The sequence below is a fragment of the Mesorhizobium sp. NFR06 genome (assembly GCF_900115245.1).
GTDB lineage: Bacteria > Pseudomonadota > Alphaproteobacteria > Rhizobiales > Rhizobiaceae > Mesorhizobium.
The window spans coordinates 53388-76827 of sequence record NZ_FOVT01000018.1; the positions used below are offsets into that span (position 1 = coordinate 53388).

Genomic DNA, 23440 nt, shown 5'->3' on the forward strand with positions numbered 1-23440 from the left:
CGGTCTCAGGAATCGGCCGGCGCGTTGGTGCGCCTGCCGTAGCGGTTCGGTCCGGGATCGCTGCGGAAACAGGCGAGGATGATAAGCAGGATGGGACCGATGATAAGCGAGATCAGCGCAAAATAGGTCGGCTTGCCGAAATCATGGAAGCGCTTTGCCGTCACCGCGAACGTGGCCCAGGCCGAGATCAGCAGCACGCCCCAGCATATCATGGCCCAGTTCTGGCTGGCGGAGGAGCCGAGCTCCACCCGGGCGAACTGGTAGAACGGAAAAAACTGGACAAGGATCAGCAAAATCCCGGCCAGCGCATAGGCGACCGGGCTCAGCCGCCCCGAAAGGCTGAAGAACAGCCAGAGGAATTGCGATCTGTCAGACAATGGCGTCCGCTCCGTTGTGGAGGATCAATCGCGCAGCAATTCGTTGATCGAGGTCTTGGAACGGGTCTTGGCGTCTACCCGCTTGACGATGACGGCGCAGTAGAGGCTCGGGCCCGGCTCGCCATTGGGTAGCGGCTTGCCCGGCAGCGATCCGGCGACGACCACCGAGTTCGCCGGCACCTCGCCGTAAAACACCTCGCCGGTGGCGCGGTCGACGATCTTGGTCGACTGGCCGATGAACACGCCCATGCCGAGAACGGAACCTTCGCGCACGATGCAGCCTTCGACCACTTCCGAGCGCGCGCCGATGAAGCAATTGTCCTCGATGATGGTCGGGCCGGCCTGCATGGGCTCCAGCACGCCGCCGATGCCGACGCCGCCGGAAAGATGGACGTTCTTGCCGATCTGGGCGCAGGAACCGACCGAGGCCCAGGTGTCGACCATGGTGCCGGTATCGACATAGGCGCCGACATTGACGAAGGACGGCATCAGCACCGCGCCCGGCGCGACATAGGCCGAGCGGCGCACGATCGAGGACGGCACGGCGCGGAAGCCGGCCTTCTCGAAATCGACGGCGCTCCAGCCGTCGAACTTAGACGGCACCTTGTCCCACCACACGGCCTGGCCGGGACCGCCCTTGATGATCTCCATCGGGTTCAGCCTGAAGGAGAGCAGCACTGCCTTCTTCAGCCACTGGTTGACGTGCCATTTGCCGTCATCGTGCCGTTCGGCGACGCGGGCCACGCCACGATCGAGCAGGTCGAGCGCGGCCTGGATGGCCTCGCGTGCTTCGCCGCGCGTCGCGGTCGAAATCGCGTCGCGCTCCTCGAAGGCCTTCTCGATGGTCTTCTCGAGACTCGCCAGATCGGGCTTCGACATGATTTCGCTCCATTACCAAGCTGTTAAGGGGCTGCGCCTTAACCTGTTTAAAAGTCGCGCGGACCCTATGTTAAGGCTCAATGGGGGTCAATCGCGCCTGCGTCACGGGACGGCGCAAGTAAGGGAATTGGACGGGTGGATTCGATGACTCCCATGGAAAAGGCAGGGTGGACGCCGCTGCCGCATTCGGACGAGGACCTGGAACGCTCGAAAAGCGTGCCGGATACTCCGCAAACGCGGGCCGAAACCTACCGGCTGGCCTGGAACGATCCCGGCTTCATGACGCGGCGAGAATTGCGCGCCGTGCGGCTGCAGCTCGAGCTCCTGAAGCCCGAAATGATCCTGGCCGAACGCGGCATCCGCTCGACCGTGATCCTGTTCGGCGGCGCGCGCCTGCCCGAACCCGGCGGCGAGGCCTGGGCGGCCAAGAACGAGACGCAGAGGAAGAACCTCGAGGCAAACAGCAAATATTATGAGGAAGCGCGCAAATTCGCTCGCCTCTGCTCGCTGCAGTCCGCCACCTCCTATTATCGTGAGTACGTCGTCGTCACCGGCGGCGGGCCTGGTGTCATGGAGGCGGGAAATCGCGGCGCCGACGATGTCGGCGCACCGTCGATCGGCTTGAACATCGTGCTGCCGCACGAGCAGGCGCCCAACGCTTATGTCACGCCGGAGCTCTGCTTCAACTTTCACTACTTCGCCATCCGCAAGATGCATTTCGTCATGCGCGCCAAGGCGGTCGCGGTGTTTCCGGGCGGCTTCGGCACGATGGACGAATTCTTCGAGACGCTGACCCTCATCCAGACCGGGCGCATGGAGCGCGTGCCGGTGATCCTGTTCGGCAAGGCATTCTGGCAACGGGCGATCGATCTCGATTTCCTTGCCGAGCAGGGCACGATCTCGCCCGGCGATCAGGACATCATCGATTTCGTCGACACGGCCGACGAGGCCTGGGACATCATCCGCCGCTTCTACAAGCTGTGAGGCGGTGCCGCTCGTCATTGCAGCTCGAGCAGCCAGCCGTTCGACTGCGCGAAACGGACGATTGCCGCGCGGCAGTGAAGCTCCGGCTTGTCCGTCGCCCTGGTCCGGTAGGTCTCGATGGTTTTTATGCCGAGGTTGAGCCGCGAGGAGATTTCCTCCGTACATGATGCCGAAAAGCGTGAAGCAGTTTTCGGAGGAGATCGTGCTTCTATCTCTTTGATCTAGGCCCGGTTCGCTGGTTCGCGGAAACCGAATCATCCGCGCCACCGGAGGGCGTTGCGCCCCACGGCGCGTGGCAATCTGGAGTTGGCTCAGGCCATGACGTCGACGATCGCGGTCAGGAAACCGGCGAGATCGTCGGTGACGAAATCGACGTCGTCCTCATTTGCCGGGTCGCGTTCCCAGATCTCCGAGAAGGTCGGTTCGAAATTGCGCGGCACCACCAGCACCGTCGTCATGCCAAGTGTTTTCGGCACGGCCAGATTGCGCGCCAGATCCTCGAACATCACCGCATTGTGTCCCGTCACGGAGTGCAATTCGGCAAAGCGCTCATAGGTCTGACGCTCCGGCTTTGGATTGAGCCCCGCCGCGACGATGTCGAAGATGGCGTCGAAATGCTCCAGTATGCCGAGCTGGCGCGCGGTGCGCTCGGCATGCCTGCGGTCGCCATTGGTGAAGATGAATTTGCGCCCGGGAAGCTGGCGGATCGCCGCGCCCAGCACCGGATCCGGCACCAGCCTCGAATAGTCGATGTCGTGCACCTTCTCGAGAAAATCGTCGGGATCGATGCCGTGCCGCTTCATCAGCCCGTTCAGCGTCGTGCCGTATTCGAGGTAGAGCTCCTTTTGCAGCTTGCGCGCGTCATCGCGCGAAAGCGTCAGCAGCTCGCCGACATAGGCAGTCATCTTGACGTCGATCTGCGCGAACAGGTTCGAGTGATGCGGATAGAGCGTGTTGTCGAGGTCGAACACCCAATCCGTGACATGGGCGAAGCGGGCGGGATCGGGTGTCGTTGTCATAGGTCGCTTATGGCATGCCGACGCCGACTTTATCCACAACTTATGCGCGTCACGTATCGTGAAAATGGCGTCTCACTTCAAATTTTAAAAGTCCCGGAAAGGTCGCCTTTAATGCTTGCTGGCACAGAGGCTATCCGATGGGAGCAAGTGATGAGTCGCATATTTCTGAAGGCCGCTGCCGTGGCGTTCGCCTCGGTCGCTGCCTCGCTGTTGTTGACGCTGATTGTGGTTCCGGCGATGGGCTTTGCCATGAGCCGCACCGTGTGGCTGGCATCGACTGTTTGCCCGCTGGTGCTCGCCTGGGCTGCCAGCGCCAGCACCTTCTGGCGGAGCGACCGGTTGCAGAATGCCCATCGCGAGCTTGCCCGCGCCCACGCGCAGCTCGCCGCCGCGCACAGGCGTCTGTCGGACAAGGCAAGCCGCGACGACATGACCGGCATGCTCAACCGCGAAACCTTCTTTGCCATGCTAGACGGTTCGCGGCGCAAGAGCGATCGCGGCGCGCTGCTCATCATCGACGCCGATCATTTCAAGAAGATCAATGACAGCTACGGTCATTTGACGGGAGACGAAGCGCTGCTTTTGATCGCCAGCGCCATCGAGCGCGGCGTTCGCAGCGGCGACGTGCTTGGCCGCATCGGCGGCGAGGAGTTCGGGGCCTTCCTGGTTGGCGCCAGCGAGCCGGAGGCCAAGCATGTCGCCGAACGCATCCGACGCGAGGTCGAGCTGATCCGCTTCCGGCCAGTTGATGAGCGCACCGTGCCGCTCACCGTCTCGATCGGAGGCATAACCTGCGGCGAGAGCGCGACCGTCTCCGATTTGATGCGTGCTGCGGATCGCAGGCTTTACGAGGCGAAGAACCGCGGCCGCAATCTTTCGATCCTCGACCGAGAACTTTCCGAAGCCGCATGAAGCTTCGCCGCAGGTGTCAGGAAAGCCCTAACCATGCCCATGCTCAATCTCGCTGAAACTTCCTGGTGTAACGCGGTTTTCATTTAGGTTTGGCACGGAATTGGCCTCCTCGGCGGCATGTGTGCCGATCAGGCACGGATCGACGCCCTCTTTCGAGAGAGATGTCATGAGCAATTTCATCAGAAAGATGTCGCGCCGCGCGATCGTGCAGGCGCTGATCGCGCTGCCCGCGCTGTCGCTGTTTCGAAGCCAGCCGGCGGTGGCCGACCCCGATGAAGTCGTCGAGATCAATGGCTGGATCCTGCGGCGGAGCGACCTCGCGTGATCTTCGATAGCTACGAGGCCTACAGGCAGGCCGGCTTCAAGCCCAAGGCCTGCATTCTCGGCTCCGGCCCGGCCGGCACGACGATCGCCAGGAAGCTCGGCGCCGCCGGCATTCCGGTCGTCGTCCTGGAGGCGGGCTCGCGCGAATTCAGCGACGAGTCGCAGGATTTCTACCGCGGCAAGACGGTCGGCGATTTCTATTTCGACCTCGACATCACCAGGCTGCGCTTCATGGGCGGTTCGTCCAACCACTGGGCCGGCTGGTGCCGCGTGCTCGACAGCCAAGATTTCGAGCCCAAGGCATGGGCGCCCGATACCGGCTGGCCGATCAGCCGCGCCGACATCGAGCCATATCTTGGCGAAGTCCACGATATCCTCGAGCTGCCCGATTTCCGCCCCGACGTGCCGGTTTCGGACGACATCCGCTGGGTGCAATTGATCAAGAGCCCCGCCGTGCGCTTCGGCGAAAAATTCGCCGACGAACTCGACAAGAGCAAGAACATCGCCGTCGTGCTCAACACCTACGCCACCGAGCTTGCCGGCGACGGCAAGCGCGTCACCGGCGCGAAACTCTGGTCGAACGGGCAGGACGCCGGCACCTTCACCGCCGACTATTTTGTCACCTGCACCGGCGGCCTGGAAAACTCGCGGCTGCTGTTGTGGTCGAACCAGCGTTCGAACGGCGGTGTGGTGCCGAACGCGACCGCGCTTGGTCGCTATTGGATGGAGCATCCGACCTTCCAGGGCGGCAATGCGATCCTGGCCAACTACAACGAGTTCGAGGTCGACGCCTCGAAGGAGGCCTTCTTCTCGCCGACGCTGGCGGCCATGCAGCGCCTGCAGATCATGAATTTCGGCATCCGCCTGATCGAGTCGCCCTATCCCAATGTCAAGCGGCTGATCGCCGATCTCGCCTGCACCGCGCCCGACATGGCGGAGTGGATGTCCTCCCAGCTCGACCAGAGGCTGCATTGCGCGGCCCAGCTTTACGTCGCCTGGGAGCAGGCGCCGCTTGCTTCCAACCAGATCGAGCTGTCGAAGGCCGATGTCGACCGCGCCGGCGTGCCGCGCATCGAATTGCACTGGAAGAAGTCGCCGCTCGAGCGTCGCACGCTTCTGGAAGGCCTGAGGCTTTTCGGCGCCACGATGGCGCGAAAGAATCTCGGCCGCGTCCGCATCGACGACTGGATCAGCAATGGCGACGATTACCCGACCAATGAGGAGACGGCCGGCCACCACCATATGGGCGGCACCCGCATGGGCAGCGATGTCTTGAAGAGCGTCGTCGATGCCAATTGCAAGGTGCATGGCATGGACAATCTTTATGTCGGCGGCTCCTCGGTGTTCTGCACCTCCGGCCAGTGCAACCCGACCACCACCATCACCGCGCTTGCCTGCCGGCTGGGCGAGCATCTCGGCAAGGTGATCGGGGTCTGACGCAATTGCGGGAAGGTGGTTGGCGGGTTCGTCCGGAATTGCGAGGAACAAAAGATAAAAGTGAGGCGACGCCGGCGCCTGGATGCAACCGGCGCCGCCTTGCCGCGCGTTTTGGCGAAGTTCGTTCGAGCTTACAGCCCGTAAACGGCGACGCGCACCAGCACGGCCGCAGCCGCCAACGAGACCAGCAGGATGCCGAGCCCGATGGGCGAGCCCCAGCCATACCATTCCATCGCCAGCTTGGCGTATTTGTACTCTTCAGCCGGGGTCATCGGCGCGCGGGTGGAGGTCTCGAACATTGCATTCTCCGTGTTGGCGGCCGCGTTTGCCTCTTGCCTTTGCGGGAGTCGCGGTCGCATATTGCTACTCTCGTCTTAATGTTAGACAGATTGATAATTAGATGATCGAAGTAAATTCGTCAAGCACGAAGCGTGATGCAATGGCAAAGGCCGTCGGCCTCGCCGTCATGCGCTGGCAGGACGCGACGCAGGCCTATGATGAGGCGGTGGGCGCGCGGCTCGGGCTGATCGCGGCCGAACGCCATTGCCTGGGGCTGCTCTATGCCGGACCGCAATCGGCGGGCGCGGTGGCGGCGGCGACGGGGCTGACCCCGGCCGCGGTGACGGCCCTGATCGACCGGTTGGAGGCGCGCGGATACGTCACCCGCACCCGCAGCCTGGAGGACAGGCGCAAGGTGGTGATCGAGGCGACCGCGCTGACCAGGGAGTTGTCGGAGCGCTACTACGGCACGATAGCGCGGGAGGGCGAGAAGGTGGTGGCGAGCTTCAGCGATACCGAGCTTGCGACCGTGCTGCGCTTCATCAACGCCGCGCTCGATCTGCAGCGCGAACAGTTGGCCAGGATCAAGGCCGGGCCCGACAAGGCGTGATGATCCGCAAAAAACGCGGAGCGGCCCAGCCGCCTGGTGGCAGCTGAACCGCCCTGAACGTCGGTTGGGCGAAAACCGACCTCAGACCGTCGCCGGGTCGAGCGCCGGCTGAGCCTTGAACCGCGCCACGATTCCGGCAAGGTCGGCGCCGCCGAAGGCGTCGCGCAGCACGTCGAAGGACGGCAGCACGAAATAGGCGCGCTGGAACTTGTCGATCTCATAGCCGGTGCGCATCACCGTCTCGAGGTCGAACGGCACATGGTGGGCGTCCTTGCTCTCCACCGCGAATTGCAGCTCGGTGAAGGACGACATCAGCCCGGCGCCGAAGGCTTTCAGCGGCTGGCCGGGCTCCTGGATGAGACCGTATTCGGCGCTGTACCAGTAGAGCCTGGTGATCATCTCGTCGCCGCCAAGCGCAATCATGTCTTCGGCCTTCTCGCCATACATCTGCATGAAATCGGCGAACACCGGCTGGGTCAGGATCGGCACATGGCCGAAGAAGTCGTGGAACATGTCCGGCTCGACGATGTAGTCGAGCTCCTCGCGTTTCCGCAGCCAGTTGGTGACCGGAAAGCGACGGTTGGCGAGATGATCGAAGAACGGGCCGGCCGGGATCAGGCCCGGCACCGCGACGATCTGCCAACCGGTCAGCTTGGCGAGCTTCTGGCTCACTTGTTTGAAATCGGGAATCCGGTCGAGCAGCCCGAGCGCCGCGACGCCATCCAGGTAGGAACGGTGCGCCAGCTTTTGCGTCAGCTTCGTCTGGCGGTCGCACAGCGTGCGCCACACCGCCTGTTCCTCGGCTGAATAGTCATAACCCTGCGCCACGGTGAAATCGCTGCGGCACACCGAATAGTCGCCGCGAAGGCCCTGCGCCGCGCATTCGGCCGCGTAATCGGCAACGCTGATCGTCATCATATCCTCCTCCGTGATCCGCGGATCTTGAAATGAAGTATAGCAGTGGCCGACGAGGCAAATCAGCCTTGTTTATGGTTGGGTGGCCGATTTTGAGGTAAAAGAACTCTGTTCAACAGGGAATCGAGAAGACATGCCTCAGTTCGACGATTTCGAGATAAGGATGCTCGACATCCTGCAGCGTGATGGCCGCAAGCCCGTTTCGGAGCTGGCGCAGGAGATCGGCCTGTCGACCACGCCCTGCGCGCGCCGTTTCGACGCCTTGCGCGAGACCGGCGTCATCAAGGGCTTTGCCGCGGTGCTCAGCCGCCGCGCCATCGGCCTGACGGTCGAGGTGTTCATCCAGGTGCGGCTGGTGAGCCACAGCGACGGGTCGCCCGAAAGCTTCATTGCCGCCGTGCAGCGCATGGACGAGGTCTCGTCCTGCTGGACGATGACCGGCGACCACGATTTCCTGCTGCATGTCATGGTGCCGTCGGTCGACGACCTGAACGCCTTCGTCATGCACCGGCTGATGCGGCTGCCCGGCGTCCGCGACGTCCACACGCAACTCGTGCTGCAAAACATCAAGGGCCCGGGTCACGTGCCGCTGGCGCATCTCAGGCGCTGACGCAATTCCAAGGAAAAGTCCGAAGCAGTTGGGCTCGGCGACTTCCGCGTAGTTGGGCTAGGCGGCTTCGCCGTAGCGGATTGCCTCCGCACAAAAGACTGCGGACTTCTCCGACAAAGCTGCTTGGAAACTGCTGAACCGCGCCAAGGCGGCTTCGACATCGGCGACTAGCACAAGCGGACCACAGCAATGGAGGTCCGCCTTGAACATCGTGCTGATCAATCCGCCGCACACCGCCATCGGCAGCCGCGTGCCCGACGATCACCTGCCGCCGCTCGGCCTTTTGGCGATCGGCGGTCCGCTCATCGATTCCGGCCACCTGGTGCGGCTGGTCGACGCCGAGTTCGGGCCGATGCCGCTTACGGTGCTAATCGACGATGCCCTCGGCGGCGACCCGGACTTCGTTCTGATCGGCCATTCCGGCTCGACCTCGGCGCATCCGACCGCTTTGCGCATCGCCGAACTGATCAAGGCGCGCGCCCCGCACGTCATCATCATCTATGGCGGCGTCTTCCCGACCTATCACTGGCGCGACATCCTGGCCGCAAACGACGTCTTCGACTTCATCGTGCGCGGCGAGGGCGAGGCGACCGCGACCGCGCTGGTCGAGGCCATCGAAATGCGCCAGCCGGTGGCGAGCGTCGCCGGCATCGCCTATCGCGACGACCTCGGCCGCCCCGTCGCCACGCAGCCGGCGATGACCATTGCCGATCTCGATGCTTGGCGCGTCGGCTGGGAGCTGATCGACCATCGCCGTTATAGCTATTGGGGCGGCAAGCGGGCGGTCGTCATGCAGTTCTCGCGCGGCTGCCCGCATCTGTGCAACTATTGCGGCCAGCGCGGCTTCTGGACCCGCTGGCGCCACCGCGACCCTGTCAAATTCGCCCGGGAGATCGCCTGGCTGCATCGCGAGCACGGCGTCGAGCTGATCAACCTGGCCGACGAGAACCCGACCTCATCGAAGAAGTCCTGGCGCGCTTTTCTCGATGCCATGATCGCCGAGAACGTCCCGGTGCTGATCGTCGGTTCGACCCGCGCCGACGACATCGTGCGCGATGCCGATATCCTTGATCTCTACCGCAAGGCCGGCATCATCCGCTGGCTGCTCGGCATGGAGAACACCGACGAGGAGACGCTGTCGCTGATCCGCAAGGGCGGCAGCACCAAGTCCGACCGCGAGGCGATCCGGCTGCTGCGCCGGCACGGCATCCTGTCGATGGCGACCTGGGTCGCCGGTTTCGAGGACGAAACTCTGCGCGATCTATGGCGCGGCTTTCGCCAGCTCATCGCCTATGATCCGGACCAGATCCAGGCGCTCTATGTCACGCCGCACCGCTGGACGCCGTTCTTCCGCATCGCCTGCGACCGCAAGGTGATCCAGAGGGACGTCCGCCTCTGGGACTACAAGCATCAGGTGCTGGCGATGACGCGGCTGAAGCCCTGGATGCTGTTCTTCACCGTCAAGCTGATCGAAGTCGCTGTGCAGTCGCGGCCGAAGGCGCTGGCGCGCATCCTGTTCCATCCCGATCCCGAGCAGCGCCATTCGATGCGCTGGTACACCAAGATGGGCCGCCGCGTCTGGTTCCGCGAGGTCTGGGGCTTTCTCGCCCGCGACCGTCGCGAGACGGACGGGCCGACGCTCGCCGAATTCTGGGGCGCGCCGCAGGACGCCGAGGAGGAATCGATGATCGCCCGGCGCCCGCCACGCAAGCCGGCCGACGCCACCGGAGCGATTTCGTAGGGCGCCGACAGCTCTCGGCCTAACAATATACGCACCGTATGCGTATTGACATACGCGACGTATGCACCACATCAAACATACGGAGCGTATGTCAGTGCCCCGAACACTGGAGTGTGGCGACCGAAAACCCTGACGCTCCTTGTCGGCTCTCGACCTGGTCGGTGAATCCAATTCGTGGATGCCGGGGAGCCGGCTTGCCTTGTCTGAAATGGAGTGAAAATGACCAAACGCGACGCGATTTTCCCTGCCGGCCGGCAGGCTCTCTATGAAATCAATCGCTATTCGGCGGCGATCCGCTCGGGTGACTTGCTGTTCATCTCGGGACAAGTGGGCAGTCGCGAGGACGGATCGCCCGAGCCTCGCTTCGAAAAGCAGGTCCAGCTTGCCTTCGACAATCTGGCGGCGGTGCTGAAGGCCGCCGGCTGCACGTTCGATGACATTGTCGACGTGACCACGTTCCACACCGATCCGGCAGCGCAGTGGGAAGCGATAACCGCCGTTCGGCTGAAAGCGTTCGGTGAGGCACCCTACCCGAATTGGACCGCGGTGGGCGTCAACTGGCTGGCAGGCTTCGACTTCGAGATAAAGGTCATCGCGCGCCTTCCACGGCCTGCTTGATCGGCTGAGCCGCGAGCGGTCATGGCCCTCAGGGAACGATCAGCGTGCCGGCGCCGTGCTCGGTGAACAATTCGAGCAGCACCGAATGCGGCGTCTTGCCGTTGAGGATGACGACGCCCTCGACGCCGCGCTCGATCGCCTCGATGCAGGTTTCGACCTTCGGGATCATGCCGCCCGACACGGTGCCGTCCTTGATCAGCGCCCTGGCTTCGGCCACCGTCAATTCGTCGATCAGCTTCTTGCTCTTGTCGAGCACGCCGGGCACGTCGGTGAGGAACAAGAGGCGCGAGGCGCGGCACGCGCCGGCGATCGCGCCTGCAAAAGTATCGGCGTTGATGTTGTAGGTATGGCCGTCGCGGCCCGGCGCGACAGGCGCCAGAACCGGGATCATCTCGGAACGCGCCAGAAGATCGAGCAGCGTGCGGTCGACCTCGACCGGCTCGCCGACGAAGCCGAGGTCGAGCACGCGCTCGATGTTGGAATCCGGGTCGACCATGGTCTTGCGCGCCTTTTCGGCGAACACCATGTTGCCGTCCTTGCCGCAGAGCCCGATCGCCCACTCGCCCTCGGCGTTGATCAGCGCCACGATCTCCTTGTTGATCGAGCCGGCCAGCACCATCTCGACGATCTCGACCGTCTTCTGGTCGGTGACGCGCAGCCCGCCCTCGAACTTGGATTCGATGCCCATCTTGGTCAGCATCGCGCCGATTTGCGGCCCACCGCCATGCACGACGATCGGGTTGACGCCGGACTGTTTCAGCAGCGCGATGTCGCGGGCGAAGGCTTTGCCGAGCTCATGGTCGCCCATGGCATGGCCACCATATTTCACCACGACCGTCTTGTTCTCGTAGCGCTGCATGTAAGGCAGCGCGCGCGAGAGCAGCGCGGCCTGCATTTCGGCGGTGGCGGCGATGTCCGTCATCGGAGGGGTTCCCGGCTTCTAGGAAAGGACGGCGGCGTCTTAGCGGGAATTGCCGCAGGCCGCAAACGGCTTTGCTGTCACAATGATGAAATCTGCGACGGAAGCATCCTAGCCAGGCGCCTTGAGCGGCGCGCGCCGCTTTAGCCATCCCGAAAGCTTCTCCATCTGCGCGGCGAAGGACAAAAGCGTCTCCTCGTCGCCGGGCCGGCCGGCCGCCTGGATGCCGAGCGGCAGGCCGTCCGCCGTGACATGCATCGGCAGCGCGATCGAGGGCTGGCCGCTGACATTCTGGATCGCCGGCCAGGGGGTGAACCACAGGCTCTTGTCCATCAGCTGGCCGAACAGCGCCTTGACCTTGAGCAGGCGGGTGAGATGCAATTTGTCGAGCAGGTTCTCGAGGAACTCGTCGGCGCCCTTCGGGTCCATCGAGCCGCAGGCCAGAGGCGGATGCGCGATGATCGGCATCAGCACGGCGTCGTAGCGGGCGGTCTCTTCGATCAGTCGCCGCGCCGTGGCGTTGAGCCGCTGCACGCCGTCATAGACCTCGCCGGCGGACAACATTTCACCCAGCCGGCTGAGCACGCGCGTCGCGCGCTCGACGTCGCCGGTCACCGAGCGGCCGACGCGCTTCGCCTCGGCCCGCATCGTGCCGGCAACGGCGGAAGCGACCGTCTTGCAGAAATCGGCAACGAAGTCGCGGCCGATGAAGGGCAGGTCGACCTCCTCCACCGTGTGTCCACCTTCGCGCGCCAGCGCCACCGCGCCGTCGAGCGCCGCATTCGTCTCCGCCGAGATCGGCAGGCCGAGCGGCGATTTGCGGTAGACGGCGAGGCTGAGCTTGCCGGGATCGCGCGCCGCGGCGACCGCGAAGAAACCTTTCGGCGCCCGCGCCGCATAGGGCGACAGCCGATCGGCGCCATGGGTGAGGTCGAGCAGCAGTGCGGTATCGCGCACCGAGCGGCTGACGGCGTGGTCGACGACCATGCCGTACCAGCTTTCGCTGACGAGCGGCGTCAGCGGCACGCGGCCGCGCGAGGTCTTCAGGCCCACCAGCCCGCTGCACGCGGAAGGCACCCGGATCGAGCCGCCGCCGTCGGAAGCGTGCGCGGCCGGCATCACGCCCGCCGCCACCAGCGCTGCGGAGCCACCAGACGATCCGCCGGTGGTGTGGCCGGTGTTCCAGGGGTTGCGGGTGATGCCGAAGCGAGCGGACTCCGTCATCAGCCGCAGCCCGTGCTCGGGCGAGGTGCTGGTGACGATCGGGATCAGGCCCGCGGCCAGATAGCGCTCGACCATCACCGAGTTGAAATCGGCCGTGAAAGGCGGAATGCGGCTGCCGCCATGGATCGGCACGCCTTTGATGCCGATGCCTAGATCCTTGAGCGCGAACGGCACGCCGGCCAGCGCCAGCGTGCGGTCTATCGTTTTCGCCCGCTGCCGCGCCGTCTCATAGAGCGGCGTGGCTATGGCGTTGATGTCCGGCCGCGTCGCCTCGGCCCGCGCGATCGCCGCGTCGACCAGTTCCTGCGGCGAAACCTCGCCCCGATGCACGAATTCGGCAAGGCCGGTCGCATCCTGTTCCCAAAGCAAGCGCTCAACCGACATCCGCATCCCCGATTTTGGGCGAGGCTAGCGGTGCCCGGTTTGCTTGGCAACGACGCAGTTGCCGATTGCGCCGGATCGGCTCGCAACCTCTTGGTGGACGACGTTGGCGCCGCTCGTTGCAAATAAATCGCAATCTTCTAATTTGCCTGCATGGCGCCGCAGGACATCAGCAAGCTGATCGTCCGGACTTCGATGAAGGACCGGGCTGCGTTCGATCTGCTCTACAAGCAGACCAGCGCGAAACTTTTCGGCGTCTGCCTCCGTGTATTGAAAGACAGGGGAGATGCGGAAGAAGCGCTGCAGGAGGTCTTCGTCAAAATCTGGACGAAGGCGGATCGCTTCGCGGTATCCGATCTGAGTCCGATTTCATGGCTGGTGGCCATTGCGCGCAACCATGCGATCGATCGCATCCGGGCGCGGCGCGGTCCTTCCGCCAACATCGACACAGCCCTCGACGTCGCTGATCCGACGCCGGGACCCGAGGCCATGGCTGTGGCGGGCGGCGAGACCGAACGCATCTACCATTGCCTCGACGAATTGGAAAAAGACCGGGCGGCGGCCGTCCGGGGCGCCTATCTGAGCGGCGAAAGTTATGCCGAGCTGGCGGAGCGCTTCAAGGTTCCGCTGAACACCATGCGGACTTGGCTGCGCCGAAGCCTGCTCAAGCTGAGGGAATGTCTGGAAAGATGACGCTGGCGGAAGACAATGGACCGGAACGTGGAGGCGACGACCTGCTCGCCGCCGAATACGTTCTCGGCGTCCTGGCCGCCGACGAACGCCAGATCGCATCCCGCCGCATCGATGCGGACACGGCATTCGCCCGACTGGTCGATGCCTGGGAGGTCAACTTTGCGCCGATGGCTGTCGCCTATGCCGCGGTCGAGCCGCCGGCTTCGGTCAAGGCGGCGATCGACCGCCGCCTGTTCGCATCGTCCGCATCGACGTCCACGGCGCGCGGCGGCGGCCTGTGGGTGAGCCTTGCCTTCTGGCGCGGTCTTGCCGCGGCCGCGATTGCCGCGTTGGCCGTGTACGTCGCCCTGCCCTACGTCAATCCACCGGCGCCGCAGCCCGAGACCAGGCTGGTCGCCTCGCTCGGCGCCGACAACAGCAACGTCAAATACCTCGCCGTCTATGATGCGGCCCGCCACGAGGTCGGCCTGTCGCTGGTTTCCGGCGATCATGGCGCCGGCAAGGACTTCGAGCTGTGGATGATCGAAGGCAAGAACGCGCCGGTCTCGATGGGTGTCATCCCCGCCGGCCAGACCGCCCGCATGGCGGTTACGCCGGCCCTCCAGGGGAAGCTCGCGCAGGGCGCCGTGCTCGCCGTCAGCCTCGAGCCGGCCGGCGGGTCGCCGACCGGCCAGCCGACCGGTCCGGTCGTCGCCGCGGGTGACCTGAAGGGTATCTGATTGCATCCAGCGAGTTTTTCTCGAAGATTGATCGAAGTCTATCTGCTACCCTTGGCTAGCGGGAGAGGTCTGGCGTCGCTATATACGGCGGAGGAAAAAATAAAGCGAGAACACAAAAAACTCGCGACGCCCGTGAAACTAACTTTTCCTCGCCACGTATCTCCTGGCGTTCCCAAAGACGGGAAAAACAACCCAAGGAGATTGACACCCATGCGTAAATTCGCCACCCTTTTGCTTGCCGCCTCGATCGGCCTTTCCGCGCTTGGCGCCGTTGCCTATGCTGCCAATCCGATGGTCGGCGGCGCGCCGATGTATGCCAAGAAGAACATCATCGAGAATGCCGTCAATTCGAAGGACCACACCACGCTTGTCGCTGCGGTCAAGGCCGCCGGCCTGGTCGATACTTTGCAGGGCGCCGGTCCGTTCACCGTCTTCGCGCCGACCAACGAAGCCTTCGCCGCGCTGCCGGCCGGCACGGTCGACACGCTGCTCAAGCCTGAGAACAAGGACAAGCTGACCAAGATCCTCACCTGCCATGTCATCGCCGCCAAGGCGCTGGCCGCCGACGTCGCCAAGATGGCCAAGGCCGATGGCGGCGCCCACCAGGTCAAGACGGTAGGCGGCTGCGAACTGACGCTGAAGGCGGAGAAGGGCAAGGTCACCGTCACCGACGAGAACGGCAATGTCGCGCACGTCACCATCGCCGACGTCCGCCAGTCGAACGGCGTCATCCACGTCATCGACAAGGTTCTCTTGCCGAAGATGTAACAAAGCGGGCCTGGCCGGCGAAGACATGGCTGAGCCGGCCGCATGATCCAAGATCCGCAACCGGCAAGCGTGTGCTCCGCGTTGTCCCGAAAAGGCGATGCGGAGCCGCATCTTGAAAAGGCGTCACCGGCTTTTGATTTTCTGCTGGCGCCGCCAGCTGGCACAAATGCGCAGGAGGAAAAGATCATGAACCGACGCGACTTTCTCTGGACCGGCGCCGCCGCCAGCGCCTTGCTCGTCGGAACGGCGGCGTCGTTGCGCATTGACGCGAAGCCGGCGCTCGCGGCCGAGACCTTCGAGGTCGTCAAGACCGATGCCGAATGGCACGCCATCCTTTCCGACGCCGCCTTCGACGTGCTGCGCAGGGAAGGCACCGAATATCCGGGCACCAGCCCGCTGCTCAACGAGCACCGCAAGGGCATCTTCGCCTGCGCCGGCTGCGACCTGCCGGTCTATCCGTCGGAGACGAAGTTCGATTCCGGCACCGGCTGGCCGAGTTTCTGGCAAGAGATTCCCAACTCCATTGGCAAGACCGTGGACCGGTCGCTCGGTATGGTGCGCACCGAAGTCCACTGCCGCCGTTGCGGCGGCCATCTCGGCCATGTCTTCGACGACGGGCCGCCGCCGACCGGCCTACGCCATTGCATCAACGGCGTGGCGCTGAGCTTCAAGCCGGCCGCCGCCTGAGACAGCACCCAGTCTTTTTTTGAAAAGAATGACCCCGGGAATCGTCGCCGATTCCCGGGGTCACGCGTTGAGGAAGCCAGGCGGGGGTTCCGGCTCCTCAATGACCTCCGCCGCCACCGCCGCCCTGCTGGGCCGGCTTGTTGATGAACAGCACGAAGAACCCAAGCGAGGCGAACAGCACCGTCAGCATCATGAACACGTCCATGAAGGACAGCAGCGCCGCCTGCTGGTGGACCATGCCGGACAGTTTCGAGATCGCGGCGCTGGCGGCGTCGAGCCCCGCGGTCTGCTCGAAATTCTGCGTCATGTTCTGCACCTTGATCTGCGCCGCCTCGCTGCCCCACTGCACATGCTCGGAGAGCCGCGCATAGTGGAAGGCGTTGCGGTCGATCAGCACCGTGTTGATGATCGCCAGGCCGACGGCGCCGCCGAGGTTGCGGGTCAGGTTGAACAGGCCGGATGCATTCTTCAGCCGTTCCGGCGGCAAGGTGCCGAGCGCGATGTTGTTGATCGGCACCATGCACAGCATCATCGAGCAGCCGCGCAGGATCTGCGGGATCAAGAGTTCATAGAAATCCCAGTCGGCGGTCAGATGCGTCATCCACCAGGTACCGGTGGCGAAGCCGAAGAAGCCGATCATCATCATCAGGCGCAAATCGATCTTGTTCGACAGGATGCCGGCAACGGGCGCCGTGAAGAACATCGCCAGGCCGCTGACGAACAGCGCCTCGCCGATCATCATCGAATCGTAGCCGCGGATGCGCCCCAGGAATACGGGGTAGAGATAGGTGAGCCCGTAAAGGCCGATGCCGACGACGAAGGAAAACAGCGAGCCGAACGCGAAGTTGACATTGCTGAACGCCCTGAGGTCGACGATCGGCTCCTCGGCGGTGAAGACGCGCCAGAAGAAGATGACGCCGCCGATGGTCATGATCACGGCGCAGATGAACACCGCCTGTTCCTGCAGCCAGTCATGGTTCGGGCCTTCCTCCAGCACATATTCCATGCAGCCGAGGAAGGCGGCCATACCGATCAGGCCCCACCAGTCGAACTTTGAGAACAGTTTCAGGTTCGGCTTGTCGAAATCGATCAGCGACCAGGCCGCCGTCGCCACGAGTATGCCCGGCACGACGTTGATCAGGAACAGCCAGTGCCACGACATGGCGTGGCTTATATAGCCGCCGACGGTCGGGCCGATGGTCGGCGCCAGCGTCGCCACCAGGCCGATCATCGGCGAGACGACGGCCCGCCGCGACGGCGGAAAGATCGTGAAGGCCGCCGCGAAGACGCTGGGGATCATGCCGCCGCCGATGAAACCCTGGATGGCGCGGTAGATGATCATCTGGTCGATGTTGGTGGCCGTCGCCGCAAGCGCGCTGGCCGCGGTGAAGCCGGCCGCCGAAATCGTGAACAGCACGCGCGTCGACAGCATGCGGCTGAGGAAGCCCGACAGCGGGATCATCACCACTTCGGCGATCAGATAGGCCGTCTGCACCCACGGGATCTCGTCCGAGCTGGCGCTGAGGCCCGCCTGGATCTCGGCCAGCGAGGCCGAGACGATCTGGATATCCAGGATCGCCATGAACATGCCGAACACCATCGCCAGGAAGGCGATGACGCGACGCACCGGCATATGGTCGGCGGGCAGGGCCGGCGCGGCAGCAGCTGCCGGACGTCCCGGCGCTGATCCTGCGGTGATGGTTGCGGTTGCCATGTCATGGCCTCCCTAAGCAATTTTCAGGACAAGCGCGTGGCGGTCCCGAATTGCGTCGAAACGGATAAGGCAGGCTGGGCGGCCCGGCGCTCACGTGGCCACCGAGCCGCCCCCCAATTTCCTAGTTGATCGTCGCAGCGGGCGCGGTGCGGCTGTCGACCGCGACCACGACGCTCAGGCCGGCGCGCAGCTTGCCGGTCTTCAGCACGTCGGCCGGCACGTCGATGCGCACGGGCACGCGCTGCACCACCTTGGTGAAGTTGCCGGTGGCGTTTTCCGGCGGCAGCAGCGAGAACACCGCGCCGGAAGCCGGCGCCAGCGAAGACACCGTGCCTTCGAAGCTCTGGTCGTCGATGGCGTCGACCGTGATGCGGACCTTCTCGCCGGGCACCATCCGGCCGAGCTGCGTCTCCTTGAAGTTGCCGACGATGTAGAGCTTGTCCATCGGCACGACGACGGCGAGCTTCTGGCCGGGGCTGACGAGGTCGCCCTGTTCGACCGAGCGGTTGCCGACGACGCCGTCATAGGGCGCCTTGAGCACGGTGAAGGACAGGTCGCGCTGGGCCTTGTCGCGGGTCAGCTGCAGCGAGGCGAGCGTCGATGCCGATTCCGTCCGCTGGGCTTCCAGCACGCCGATATTGGCCTGCGCGGCTGCAATCTGCGCGTCCGCGCCGACGAGAGCGGCCTTGGCCTGGTCGAGCGCCGTCTGCGCGTCGTCGAGCTGCGCCTGCGTGCCGACATGGGTCTTGACCAGCTGTGCGGCACGCACCTGGGCGCGGCCGGCATTGTCGGCGGCGGCCTGATCGGCAACCTTCTGCGCTTGCGCCTGCTGCAGCGAAGCCTGGGCAGCCTTGGTCTGCGCGTCGATGCGGTCGAGCGTCTTGTTCAACGTGGCGATCTGCGCCTCGGCCTGGGCGACGGCGATCTTGTAGTCGCCGTTGTCGATGACGAACAGCGGATCGCCGGCTTTGACCTGCTGGTTCTCGCTCACCAGGACCTTGTCGATGTAACCGGATATTTTCGGCGACACGAACGACATGTCGGCCTGGACATAAGCATCGTCAGTGGAGATCATGAAGCGGCCGTCGGCCCAGTAGTTGTAGCCATACCAGGAGCCGGCGCCGAGGAGGGCCAGGCCAATGATCGGCAACAGCAGCGAGCGCACCGAGCGCTTCTTCCTGGCCGGTGCTTCGGCCGCGGGCGGCGCGACCGGGGTGGCGGGCTGGACAGGAACTTCCGGGGCTTCGGTCGAGGGCTGGACCTTGGCGTTTGGAAACGTACGGACTTCGGCGGTGGCGGGCGCATTCGAGGACATGATGATCTCTCTGGATTGTCAGTCAGACTGAACCGTTCGGTTCGAATTGAAGATTGACATAGCGCGGAAAGAGGCCCATATCAAGAGGAAATCGAACCGAGTGGTTCGAAATATTTTCTAGGGAATGACGTCCATGGTCGACACGACAGCCGATAGCGATCTGCTCGACTTACGCAAAGGCCGTCCGGCGGCCGGGCAGGATCCTGTCAAACGGGCCCAGATCATCGAGGGCGCCCGCCGCGTCTTTATTGACAAGGGGTTCGAAGCAGCCTCGATGAACGACATCACCCGCGAGGCCGGCGTCTCCAAGGGCACGATCTACGTCTATTTCCAAAACAAGGAAGAGCTCTTCGAGGCGCTGATCGAGGAAGAGCGCGGCACCATCTTCAAGAACATGTATGAGGTGCTCGACCACTTCGAGGACCTGCGCAAGACGCTGGTGAAGTTCGGCACCGTGCTCTCGGCCAAGATCACCTCCGTCAAGGTCATCCAGGCGCAGCGCACCGTGGTCGGCGCCTCCGACCGGATTCCCGAACTTGGCGCGCGCTTCTACGAGCGCGGTCCGAAGCGCGGTCATGACAAGGTCATGGCATTCCTCAATGAAGCCGTCGAGCGTGGCCTGCTTCAGATCGACGACGTCGATCTCGCCGCCTATCAGTTCACGGAACTTTGTCTGGCCGGCCTGTTCCGCCAGTGTATCTTTTCCTATCGCACCAAGGCGCCGAGCCTGGCCGAGATCGAGCACATCGTGACATCCGGCGTCGATGTGTTTCTCAAGGCCTACGGGACGGAGAAGTTCTTCGCCGAGGACAACGCTTTGAAATCGGCCTGATCGCCTGAGCACGCGGAGCGTATGGGGCGAGCCTGAAAGGCCGCGACGCGTCTCCTTCTCCTTACCCTGACGCAATTTCCGGACGCGTGGCTCTACGGCGAAGTCACCGAACTCAACCGCTCGCGCGTTTCTGGGATTGCTCAAGAGCTCCGTCGGCGCGGTCGACGTCGCGAAGCCGTTTGCCGGCGGCCCCACTCAAAACGCCGATCGGCACCATCCGGCAGGCGCTGTCGGAAGGACCTGTTAACCATCGGTTCCTATGTCTCGGGAGACGTTCAATCGGCGAGTCTCGAGAATGACATCCATGCGTTTTCCCCGTGCCAATCCTTCCGGCGTTTCCGCCTACGACGACGACCACGGTCGCGCGGAGGACGCCGGGCGCCGTGGCGCGGTCCCGCAACCGCAGGCGCAAGCGGGGCGCGTCGTCTCGCTGCGCGCTGCGTCGGAGAGCGAATCGAATGCCGCTCGCGCCGCATCGGTCGATTCGCCCGATGGCGGCGAATTCGGCCGCCCGGCCTGGCAGGATTATTTCTTCCTGGCGCCCAATGTGCGTTTCACCCGCACGCCGGACACCGATCTCGCCAGGCGCACGGCTGCGCATACGGAAGATGCCGCGCCGACTGTTCCGGGGAGAAATGAGGCCACGGCACCCGCCCGCGAGCCAGCCCGGGCCGTGCCGACGGTCCCGGCGGCAGCCAATCCAGTGCGGCCGGTCCGGGCAATTCCCGCCGTCTCCGCCGCCCCCGCCGCGCCGCCGGCGCAAACCAAACCGGTCCGCGCAGCTTCCGCTGTTGCTCCCGCTGCTCCCACCGTCCCGTCGCCGGCCGTCGGCGCTCCGGCGCCCAAGCCGCGTCCGACCGGATTGCGCTGGTCCTATCTTTCCGATCATGCCTTTTTCGAATTCGGCATGCCTTTCCTCGCCGAGCGTCTGGCGCGGGCGCGCCTGAACGAAGCCGCGCAGCCGTCAGCTATCCCGCAGCCAGCCGTGATGCCGCCGGCGCATGTTCCGATGGCGGCGCCGACCGAGCCGCGCCCGGTCTCGCAAGGCGAGGCAATGTCATTTTATCGCGTCATTGAATGGCGCGCTGGCGTGGCAAGCACAAACGCCGCGTCAGCGACCTTGGCGGCGCCGGCTTCCCCGGCCGGTCGATCCATGGAAACCACGCCAGCCTCCAATGCAGCCCGTAGCCGGGCCGTCAAAGCGGCGCCCTCCTTGCCCGTCGCCGGCAAGGTCGTGCCCCTACCCGCTTCGACAGGCTACCAGCTTCCCTCCGAGGAGCTTTTGCAGACGCCGCCCGAAGGCCAGGGTTTCTACATGTCGCAGGAGCGGATGGAGCAGAACGCCGACCTGCTCGAAAGCGTGCTGGAGGATTTCGGCGTCAAGGGCGAGATCATCCATGTCCGGCCGGGTCCGGTCGTCACCCTCTACGAGTTCGAGCCGGCGCCGGGCGTGAAATCCAGCCGCGTCATCGGCCTGGCCGACGATATCGCCCGTTCCATGTCGGCAATCTCGGCGCGCGTCGCCGTGGTGCCGGGCCGCAATGTCATCGGCATCGAGCTGCCCAACGAAACGCGCGAGACCGTTTATTTCCGCGAGCTGATCGGGTCGGCCGGCTTCCGCAACACGTCCTGCAAGCTGGCGCTCGGGCTGGGCAAGACGATCGGCGGCGAGCCGGTGATCGCGGAGCTCGCCAAGATGCCTCACCTGCTGGTGGCGGGCACCACCGGTTCCGGCAAGTCGGTCGCCATCAACACCATGATATTGTCGTTGCTCTACCGGATGAAGCCGGAGGAATGCCGCCTCATCATGGTCGATCCCAAGATGCTGGAGCTGTCGGTCTATGACGGCATCCCGCATCTTCTGACGCCGGTCGTCACCGATCCGAAGAAGGCCGTCACAGCGCTGAAATGGGCGGTGCGCGAGATGGAGGACCGCTACCGCAAGATGGCGCGTCTCGGCGTGCGCAACATCGACGGCTACAACCAGCGCGCGGCAGGCGCCCGCGACAAGGGCGAGGTCGTGACCATGCAGGTGCAGGCCGGCTTCGAGAAAGGCACCGGCGAGCCGCTGTTCGAGGAGCGCGAAATCGACCTCGCGCCGATGCCCTATATCGTCATCATCGTCGACGAGATGGCCGACCTGATGATGGTTGCCGGCAAGGAGATCGAAGGCGCTATCCAGCGCCTGGCGCAGATGGCGCGCGCCGCCGGCATCCATTTGATCATGGCCACGCAACGCCCGTCCGTCGACGTCATCACCGGCACCATCAAGGCCAATTTCCCGACCCGCATCTCGTTCCAGGTGACATCCAAGATCGACAGCCGCACGATCCTGGGCGAACAGGGCGCCGAGCAACTGCTCGGCCAGGGCGACATGTTGCACATGGCCGGCGGCGGGCGCATTTCGCGCGTGCATGGCCCCTTCGTTTCCGACGTCGAGGTCGAGCACGTCGTGGCGCATCTGAAAGCGCAAGGCCGCCCCGAATATCTCGACACCGTCACCGCTGACGAGGAAGAGGAACAGGAAGCGGCCGATGCCGGGCCGGTCTTCGACAAGGGCGCGATGGCCGAAGAGGACGGCGACGCCCTCTATGAGGAAGCCGTCAAGGTGGTCAAGCGCGACAAGAAATGCTCGACCTCCTATATCCAGCGCCGCCTTGGCGTCGGCTATAACCGCGCCGCCTCGCTGGTCGAGCGCATGGAGAAGGAAGGCCTGGTCGGCGTCCCCAACCATGTCGGCAAGCGCGAGATCCTCACCGGCCGTCGCGACCGCGAGCCTGAACGCGACGGGATGGATTGATTTCAGATGGATCGGTCCCCGGCGGGCGACGTCAGCCGCCGTTCGCCACCAGGGCGATGGCGGCTCGCAATTCGTCGAGACCCGCGGCTTTCTCCGATGATGTCGCCAGGACCACGGGGAACGCCGCCGGGCGCTTCTTGATCTTGGCCAGTGTCTCCTCGATCAGTCTCGGCACGCCGGCCGCCTTGATCTTGTCGGTCTTGGTCAGGACCACCTGGTAGGAGACCGCCGCCTTGTCGAGCAGGGTCAGCACTTCCTCGTCCTTGGCCTTGATGCCGTGGCGGGCGTCGATCAACACATAGACGCGCTTCAGCGTCACGCGCCCCTGCAGGTATTCGTAGATCAGCTTGGTCCATTCATCGACCTTGTCCTTCGGCGCGCTGGCATAGCCGTAGCCCGGCATGTCGACCAGCGCCATCGGCGGCAGGTCGGCGCCTTCGCCGGAAAACCCGTCCGGCACGAAATAATTGAGCTCCTGCGTGCGTCCAGGCGTGTTGGACGTACGCGCCAGGCCCTTGTGCCCGACCAGCGCGTTGATCAGCGACGACTTGCCGACATTGGAGCGCCCGGCGAAGGCGATCTCCGGCGGGCCTTCCGGCGGCAGGAACTTCATCGACGGCACGCCACGGATGAAGATCCACGCGCGGGTGAACAGCTCCGGAATGATTGCAGTTTCGCTCATG

The 23440-nt window shown here is 64.3% G+C and carries 24 protein-coding genes; 14 read left to right on the forward strand and 10 right to left on the reverse strand.

The genetic code is table 11. From position 1 onward, the window contains the following. Positions 1 to 5 precede the first annotated feature (5 nt). Both F3H96_RS25235 and dapD read right to left on the reverse strand, forming a co-directional pair. Positions 6 to 377 (reverse strand): DUF805 domain-containing protein, encoded by a 372-nt coding sequence (locus F3H96_RS25235; protein WP_149804396.1) that lies wholly within the window; start codon positions 375 to 377, stop codon positions 6 to 8. A gap of 24 nt (positions 378 to 401) precedes the next feature. After that, the gene (gene dapD, locus F3H96_RS25240) at positions 402 to 1256 is read right to left on the reverse strand and encodes a 2,3,4,5-tetrahydropyridine-2,6-dicarboxylate N-succinyltransferase (RefSeq protein WP_149804397.1); all 855 of its coding nucleotides are present in this window, start codon (positions 1254 to 1256) and stop codon (positions 402 to 404) included. A gap of 144 nt (positions 1257 to 1400) precedes the next feature. On the opposite strand from dapD, the gene F3H96_RS25245 reads away from it, so the two are divergent. After that, complete coding sequence (locus F3H96_RS25245) at positions 1401 to 2240, forward strand: LOG family protein (protein ID WP_149804398.1); 840 nt, start codon at positions 1401 to 1403, stop codon at positions 2238 to 2240. Positions 2241 to 2551: 311 nt separating this feature from the next. Here F3H96_RS25245 and F3H96_RS25250 read toward each other — a convergent pair whose 3' ends face one another. Continuing rightward, complete coding sequence (locus F3H96_RS25250) at positions 2552 to 3259, reverse strand: pyrimidine 5'-nucleotidase (RefSeq protein ID WP_149804399.1); 708 nt, start codon at positions 3257 to 3259, stop codon at positions 2552 to 2554. Positions 3260 to 3409: 150 nt separating this feature from the next. Between F3H96_RS25250 and F3H96_RS25255 the strand changes: the two genes are divergently transcribed. The 3 genes from F3H96_RS25255 (at position 3410) to F3H96_RS25260 (ending at position 5932) form a co-directional block, all read left to right on the forward strand. Next, on the forward strand, positions 3410 to 4171 hold the full coding sequence (locus F3H96_RS25255) for a GGDEF domain-containing protein (RefSeq protein WP_149804400.1): 762 nt from the start codon (positions 3410 to 3412) through the stop codon (positions 4169 to 4171). Positions 4172 to 4337: 166 nt separating this feature from the next. Next, positions 4338 to 4496: a hypothetical protein gene (locus tag F3H96_RS30680; RefSeq protein ID WP_188131522.1), complete on the forward strand. Its 159-nt coding sequence runs from the start codon at positions 4338 to 4340 to the stop codon at positions 4494 to 4496. Next, positions 4493 to 5932 carry a GMC family oxidoreductase gene (locus tag F3H96_RS25260; RefSeq protein WP_149804401.1) on the forward strand — a complete coding sequence of 480 codons (1440 nt, stop codon included), beginning with the start codon at positions 4493 to 4495 and terminating at the stop codon, positions 5930 to 5932. The genes F3H96_RS30680 and F3H96_RS25260 overlap by 4 nt, the downstream gene beginning before the upstream one ends. Positions 5933 to 6063: 131 nt before the next feature. Here F3H96_RS25260 and F3H96_RS30685 read toward each other — a convergent pair whose 3' ends face one another. After that, positions 6064 to 6231, reverse strand: a complete 168-nt coding sequence (locus F3H96_RS30685; protein WP_188131523.1) for a hypothetical protein — start codon at positions 6229 to 6231, stop codon at positions 6064 to 6066. A 101-nt stretch (positions 6232 to 6332) separates the two neighbouring features. Between F3H96_RS30685 and F3H96_RS25265 the strand changes: the two genes are divergently transcribed. Next, entirely contained in the window at positions 6333 to 6821 is a 489-nt protein-coding gene (locus F3H96_RS25265; protein ID WP_149804402.1) for a MarR family transcriptional regulator, read from the forward strand. An 81-nt stretch (positions 6822 to 6902) separates the two neighbouring features. On the opposite strand, the gene phhA is transcribed toward F3H96_RS25265, so the two are convergent. After that, positions 6903 to 7739, reverse strand: a complete 837-nt coding sequence (gene phhA / locus F3H96_RS25270; protein WP_149804403.1) for a phenylalanine 4-monooxygenase — start codon at positions 7737 to 7739, stop codon at positions 6903 to 6905. Between the two features lie 130 nt (positions 7740 to 7869). Here phhA and F3H96_RS25275 point away from each other — a divergent pair, with 130 nt between their 5' ends. The 3 genes from F3H96_RS25275 to F3H96_RS25285 all read left to right on the forward strand — a co-directional run bounded on the left by F3H96_RS25275 (position 7870) and on the right by F3H96_RS25285 (position 10705). Then, entirely contained in the window at positions 7870 to 8346 is a 477-nt protein-coding gene (locus F3H96_RS25275; RefSeq protein WP_149804404.1) for an Lrp/AsnC family transcriptional regulator, read from the forward strand. Between the two features lie 202 nt (positions 8347 to 8548). Next, positions 8549 to 10087 (forward strand): magnesium-protoporphyrin IX monomethyl ester anaerobic oxidative cyclase, encoded by a 1539-nt coding sequence (gene bchE, locus F3H96_RS25280; RefSeq protein WP_149804405.1) that lies wholly within the window; start codon positions 8549 to 8551, stop codon positions 10085 to 10087. 219 nt (positions 10088 to 10306) lie between these two features. Continuing rightward, positions 10307 to 10705 carry a RidA family protein gene (locus F3H96_RS25285; RefSeq protein ID WP_149804406.1) on the forward strand — a complete coding sequence of 133 codons (399 nt, stop codon included), beginning with the start codon at positions 10307 to 10309 and terminating at the stop codon, positions 10703 to 10705. 28 nt (positions 10706 to 10733) lie between these two features. Here the strand turns inward: F3H96_RS25285 and argB are convergent, their stop codons facing one another. Further along, positions 10734 to 11627, reverse strand: a complete 894-nt coding sequence (argB, locus tag F3H96_RS25290) for an acetylglutamate kinase (protein WP_149804407.1) — start codon at positions 11625 to 11627, stop codon at positions 10734 to 10736. Positions 11628 to 11735: 108 nt separating this feature from the next. Next, the gene (locus tag F3H96_RS25295; protein ID WP_149804408.1) at positions 11736 to 13232 is read right to left on the reverse strand and encodes an amidase; all 1497 of its coding nucleotides are present in this window, start codon (positions 13230 to 13232) and stop codon (positions 11736 to 11738) included. A 150-nt stretch (positions 13233 to 13382) separates the two neighbouring features. Here F3H96_RS25295 and F3H96_RS25300 point away from each other — a divergent pair, with 150 nt between their 5' ends. The 4 genes from F3H96_RS25300 to msrB all read left to right on the forward strand — a co-directional run bounded on the left by F3H96_RS25300 (position 13383) and on the right by msrB (position 16096). Beyond that, a complete protein-coding gene (locus F3H96_RS25300; protein ID WP_149804409.1) occupies positions 13383 to 13922 on the forward strand; it encodes a sigma-70 family RNA polymerase sigma factor in 540 nt (179 codons plus the stop codon). Beyond that, complete coding sequence (locus F3H96_RS25305; protein WP_149804450.1) at positions 13919 to 14641, forward strand: anti-sigma factor; 723 nt, start codon at positions 13919 to 13921, stop codon at positions 14639 to 14641. Before F3H96_RS25300 ends, F3H96_RS25305 begins: the two co-directional genes overlap by 4 nt. 210 nt (positions 14642 to 14851) lie before the next feature. Further along, entirely contained in the window at positions 14852 to 15409 is a 558-nt protein-coding gene (locus F3H96_RS25310) for a fasciclin domain-containing protein (RefSeq protein WP_149804410.1), read from the forward strand. Positions 15410 to 15595: 186 nt separating this feature from the next. Then, on the forward strand, positions 15596 to 16096 hold the full coding sequence (gene msrB / locus F3H96_RS25315; protein ID WP_149804411.1) for a peptide-methionine (R)-S-oxide reductase MsrB: 501 nt from the start codon (positions 15596 to 15598) through the stop codon (positions 16094 to 16096). Positions 16097 to 16193: 97 nt separating this feature from the next. On the opposite strand, the gene F3H96_RS25320 is transcribed toward msrB, so the two are convergent. Continuing rightward, complete coding sequence (locus F3H96_RS25320) at positions 16194 to 17810, reverse strand: DHA2 family efflux MFS transporter permease subunit (protein ID WP_149804412.1); 1617 nt, start codon at positions 17808 to 17810, stop codon at positions 16194 to 16196. A gap of 121 nt (positions 17811 to 17931) precedes the next feature. Further along, a complete protein-coding gene (locus F3H96_RS25325) occupies positions 17932 to 19125 on the reverse strand; it encodes an HlyD family secretion protein (protein WP_149804413.1) in 1194 nt (397 codons plus the stop codon). 133 nt (positions 19126 to 19258) lie between these two features. Here F3H96_RS25325 and F3H96_RS25330 point away from each other — a divergent pair, with 133 nt between their 5' ends. Beyond that, positions 19259 to 19957: a TetR/AcrR family transcriptional regulator gene (locus F3H96_RS25330; protein WP_149804414.1), complete on the forward strand. Its 699-nt coding sequence runs from the start codon at positions 19259 to 19261 to the stop codon at positions 19955 to 19957. A 304-nt stretch (positions 19958 to 20261) separates the two neighbouring features. Continuing rightward, positions 20262 to 22757: a DNA translocase FtsK gene (locus tag F3H96_RS25335; protein ID WP_188131524.1), complete on the forward strand. Its 2496-nt coding sequence runs from the start codon at positions 20262 to 20264 to the stop codon at positions 22755 to 22757. Positions 22758 to 22788: 31 nt separating this feature from the next. Here F3H96_RS25335 and yihA read toward each other — a convergent pair whose 3' ends face one another. Then, a complete protein-coding gene (yihA, locus tag F3H96_RS25340) occupies positions 22789 to 23439 on the reverse strand; it encodes a ribosome biogenesis GTP-binding protein YihA/YsxC (RefSeq protein WP_149804416.1) in 651 nt (216 codons plus the stop codon). Position 23440: the final 1 nt, after the last annotated feature.